General features: G+C 64.5%; 5 protein-coding genes and 2 pseudogenes. 2 read left to right on the forward strand and 5 right to left on the reverse strand.

Annotation, left to right across the window (positions count from 1 at the left end; genetic code table 11):
- Positions 1 to 719 (reverse strand): annotated as a pseudogene (locus tag ACFVZH_RS39925) (transposase family protein); the annotation flags it as partial.
- 412 nt (positions 720 to 1,131) lie between these two features.
- Complete coding sequence (locus tag ACFVZH_RS39930) at positions 1,132 to 1,476, reverse strand: DUF4333 domain-containing protein (RefSeq protein ID WP_384905514.1); 345 nt, start codon at positions 1,474 to 1,476, stop codon at positions 1,132 to 1,134.
- 662 nt (positions 1,477 to 2,138) lie between these two features.
- On the opposite strand from ACFVZH_RS39930, the gene ACFVZH_RS39935 reads away from it, so the two are divergent.
- Together ACFVZH_RS39935 and ACFVZH_RS39940 are read left to right on the forward strand one after the other, a co-directional pair.
- Positions 2,139 to 2,273 carry a transposase gene (locus ACFVZH_RS39935; RefSeq protein WP_384905516.1) on the forward strand — a complete coding sequence of 45 codons (135 nt, stop codon included), beginning with the start codon at positions 2,139 to 2,141 and terminating at the stop codon, positions 2,271 to 2,273.
- 125 nt (positions 2,274 to 2,398) lie between these two features.
- Positions 2,399 to 2,599: pseudogene (locus tag ACFVZH_RS39940) on the forward strand (transposase family protein); the annotation flags it as partial.
- On the opposite strand, the gene ACFVZH_RS39945 reads toward ACFVZH_RS39940, so the two are convergent.
- From ACFVZH_RS39945 to ACFVZH_RS39955, 3 genes are all read right to left on the reverse strand, one after another.
- On the reverse strand, positions 2,577 to 3,116 hold the full coding sequence (locus tag ACFVZH_RS39945) for a transposase domain-containing protein (RefSeq protein WP_384905518.1): 540 nt from the start codon (positions 3,114 to 3,116) through the stop codon (positions 2,577 to 2,579). The pseudogene ACFVZH_RS39940 and the gene ACFVZH_RS39945 sit on opposite strands and share 23 nt — an antisense overlap.
- Positions 3,117 to 3,300: 184 nt before the next feature.
- Positions 3,301 to 3,609: a transposase gene (locus ACFVZH_RS39950; RefSeq protein WP_384905520.1), complete on the reverse strand. Its 309-nt coding sequence runs from the start codon at positions 3,607 to 3,609 to the stop codon at positions 3,301 to 3,303.
- Positions 3,519 to 3,938: a transposase gene (locus tag ACFVZH_RS39955; RefSeq protein ID WP_384905522.1), complete on the reverse strand. Its 420-nt coding sequence runs from the start codon at positions 3,936 to 3,938 to the stop codon at positions 3,519 to 3,521. Before ACFVZH_RS39955 ends, ACFVZH_RS39950 begins: the two co-directional genes overlap by 91 nt.
- Between the last annotated feature and the right edge of the window lie 13 nt (positions 3,939 to 3,951).

Raw genomic sequence — 3,951 nt, forward strand, 5'->3', positions numbered from 1 at the left:
TTGAGCTGGGCGAAGGCCCGTTCGCCGGGGCTGGGAGTCGGGTGTGGTCGCGGTTGAACTGCTGGTAGTGCTCGGGCTGTTCGCGGTGGTGGTAGGCGCGGTCCGCGAGGACGAGGATCTGCCTGGTGTGGCAGGCATGGGCGATGCCGTGGGCACGGGCCGCGGTCAGATCGTGGGTGCGGCCGGGTGTCGCGTGGGAGAACCACAGCGGTGTGCCGTCGGGCCGGGCGATGACCTGCACGTTCACGCCGTGCTTGCCGTGCTTGCCGTGCTTGCGGTGCTTGCGGTGCTTGCGGTGCTTGCGGTGCTTTATCGAGTAGCACGGCTCATCCGCGCGGATCCGGTCGGTGGGAATCAGGGTGCCGTCAACGATGACGTGGTCGCCCTCACCGAGGCCGGTGAGGGCTTCGTGGAGGCCGGGTGCCCATGCCGCGAGGACGTCGAGGGTCTCGTCCACGTAGCGCCAGGCGGTGGCTGTCGAGATGCCGAAGCCGGCTGCCAGGGCGGGCAGCGGCTCGTTCTTACGCAGATGGACCAGGGTGAGCAGTGCCTGCTTGAAGCAGCCGCGCTTACGCCAGCGGATGTTGCGGGCCCGGCGATGCTCATACAGCAGCCAGGCAACATGCTCGACGAGCTCATGCGGGACGTCGAGCGTGGCAGGATACGGAACCAACAGGGCCCCTTCGGTCACCACCGGTGGTGTTGAGTGGAATCACCACGCCAACGACGAGGGGCCCTGCCCCGTCACCACCCCCGTTGACCAGCCCATTTCACCCTCCACCACAGAATGAAAGAGGTTCACTGAGCTCCTTCAGAACGGCCACCGATCGGGTGACGGCTACGTCCGCAAGTGGGAATCCCAGCCGCAGGTCAGAAACCGGTCAACCCCAGAAGAGCGTTCGCCCTGCGGAGTGACTACTGAAAGAGCTCAATGACAACGGCGCGGCTTTTACCAGGATCTCGTTCGCCCTCTTCACCTCGGCCAGCTCCCGGCGGACCCGCCGGGAAAACCTGACATTCCCCTGGGTGTTGGCGACGCCCTGCCACATAACCTCCCTATCTATCCGTTAGTAAGCACGCACGCTAATCTAATTTCGGAAAGGTAAAGAGGGAAACTAAACAGCTCGGTGGTCAGTCTTCAGCCGGTGTAACACTGCCGTCGGCCTTGAAGTCAAAGTTGATTTGGTCTCCATCGACAGAGGTCACCTTGACAGATACTCCCAAGGTGCTTCCGTCACCCGCCGCAAGCTTGCACTTGGTGGTGTTGCCGATCTTGCCAACAAGGACGTCCGGACAGGTGATTTCCGGCGCTGGCTGGCCCGTTGTGGACGCGATCTTTTCGGAGAGCGTGGTGGCCAGCTTTTCCGCGGAGAGTTCAGGCGTGGTTCCAAAAGAGAACGAGCAGCCGGCAAGGAGAATACCAGTGGCTATGGCCGAGAAGGTTGCGGTTACCGCGGACAACCGGATTGCGCCCATCGTAGATTCCGATCTGAGGAATATGACACCCAGCCGGAAACGGCCGGGGCGGACATCGCCTAGCGAGTCCCCACCGTATCTAGTCAGTGAGGAGAAGTCGATGCGCTAACGCTATCGAAGGACTCAATCGCCGAGGCATCGGGAATGAGGAGCCGTCCCGGCTGACGCTAGACGGAGCAATAGAAGCCCCATCCACCGAACTGCCTCTGCGAATGAGCTGAACCAAACGTATGTGCCAGAAGGCTCCCCGATCTGGGTAATCGTTACTCACTATGACCAAATGACGCGACTGAGGTTTTCTCAGTGAGTCGTTTTCATCCTGAATAGTTGCAGGTCAGTCCCCCTGTTCCCTTCGGGGACGCCTTGCTGGCGTGAAAACATGATCGCGGTGCCTGCCCGCCGACCCTGATGTCTCGTTGGGACGTTGAGCCCGTAAGTCAGTCTGGCGCCGGGACCACAGAGGGGCTACGCACTATTGCCTTCGAGCACGCCGGTCAGGTTCTCGCTCCCCCAGTGGTCCTATGGGCAGGCGCCGTTTTGTTCGCGGACACGAGAACTGAGGGGAGCTGTCCATGGCCGAGGTTAAGGACCGTGATGGAGCTTCCCCTTGATCGTGGACACCTGGAGACTGGGACGTGATGTTCCAGAGGAAGTAGTGCCAGGTGGGAAGCAAGTACACGAAGCGGTACGCGGCGGAGTATGAGCGGGACGCCATCGCGCTCGTCCGCTCCTCCGGCAGGACCGTGGCCGAGGTCGCCCGGGAGCTCGGCGTCAGCCTGGAGAGTCTGCGTAACTGAGCTCTTTCAGAGTGGCCACCGATCGGGTGACGGCTACGTCCGCAGGAGGGAATCCCAGCCGCAGGTCGGAAGCCGGTCAACCCCAGAAGAGCGTTCACCCTGCGGAGTGAGTACTGAAAGAGCTCACTGGACTCAAACGCCCACCAGGCGGCGAGCTCGCCCTCACCCAGCGCACCGTCAATCGGGCCCTGGCCGCGGCCCGGGCACCGGTCGAACGCGGCATGGCACGGCTGAAGTCCTGGCAGATCTTCCGCAGATCCCGCATCAGCCCCAACCGCATGACCGTCATCACCAAAGCCGTCCTCACCCTGGAGAGGCAACGCTGAAAACGCTCAGTGTCATCACGTTGAGCGCGGGATAGCCGGCCCAGCCCAGACGTGTGCGGACGCGCCCGAGCCAGGCGCGGTTGTCGACGGTGTCGGGCACATGCAGTGAGTGGCAGCCGTCGAAGGCCACCGTGCGCAGTCCGCGATAGCCCACGCCCGGCGTGCCGGCCGGGGCCAGCGGCACTGCCAGGACCTCGAACAGAGCGCGCAACGGTGCCGGACTCAGCCGAGCCCGCAGCTGCCGCAGCGCCGCCGAGGTGGGGCGCGGAGCTCGCAGACCCCAGGCGTGCACCAGCTTCTCCCACACCAGCGCCATCCCCAGCTGCGGGAACAGACACAAGGCGAGCACGAAGTACACGTCACAGCGAGACGGCAGCAGGCGCAGCCGCTGCTGGAGCCGCCCGGTCTCCGCCAGGACCGCCTCCACCAACTCCGGCGGCAGATAAGCGGTGAGCGCGCCCAGGTGCCCTGGTAAATAGCGATCGTCGTTCACGGCGGAGGGCGGCAGGCCGGGCATGGCAGACTGAAACGACAACGGGACCTCGGCGCGGGTGAGTTCTTGGCGGAACGATCACGCTAGCCGGGGTCTCGTTCGCATGCCCGCACCTCTTGACAACACACCACCACCGCCTAACTACTCGGCATTGCGTCGCTGCGCGATGGGCTGCGCCCACCCTTGACAACTCGTCCCGCTCCGAGGCTCAGCGGGCTATCGGATGGCCCCGGACGAGTGACGTCCGGCTTCTGCACTGTGGCTTGTACGGGGTTCTGTAGATGAGCTTGTACGCGGACACCAGAGCACCGGTGTAGCCGCCGTCGGCCCAGACCGGCCTGAGCAGGAAGAACCTCCTGGTCAGCCGGGTGAGTAGAACCTGGGCCGCCTCCCGGTCGGTCACGTTCGCCGTGGTGACCATGACCGTCAACAGCAGCCCTGTCGTGTCGACCACGATGTGCCGCTTGCGGCCGTTGATCTTCTTCCCACCGTCGAAGCCGCGTGAGGAGGTGGGCACGGACGCGGCGGCTTTGACCGACTGGGGGTCGATGATGCCTGCGGTCGGCTCCGGCCCCGGCCGGCCGCGGCACGGGTCTTCCCACGCAGCCGGTCGTGGAACTCTTTGACCAGGCCCTTGTCCCGCCAGCGGCGGAAGAACACGTAGACCCGGTGCCAGGCGGGAAAGTCCACTGGCATCGCCCGCCACTTGATTCCGTTGTCCACGAGGAAGCGGATCGCGTCGATCATCTGCCGGTGGCAATAGTTTTCCGGCTGCCCGCCACGGCCCTCCAGCCAGCCGGGCACCGGCATCGCGGCACGGACCTGGGCCCACTCCCGGTCCGTCATGTCCGAGGGGTAA

Source organism: Streptomyces sp. NPDC059534 (assembly GCF_042743475.1).
Classification (GTDB): domain Bacteria; phylum Actinomycetota; class Actinomycetes; order Streptomycetales; family Streptomycetaceae; genus Streptomyces.

Excerpts from the sequence above, each read along its gene's own strand:
- ACFVZH_RS39945 (WP_384905518.1), bottom strand. The coding sequence starts at position 3,116 with ATGCCCGGCCTGCCGCCCTCCGCCGTGAACGACGATCGCTATTTACCA.
- ACFVZH_RS39930 (WP_384905514.1), bottom strand. The coding sequence starts at position 1,476 with ATGGGCGCAATCCGGTTGTCCGCGGTAACCGCAACCTTCTCGGCCATA.
- ACFVZH_RS39955 (WP_384905522.1), bottom strand. The coding sequence starts at position 3,938 with ATGACGGACCGGGAGTGGGCCCAGGTCCGTGCCGCGATGCCGGTGCCC.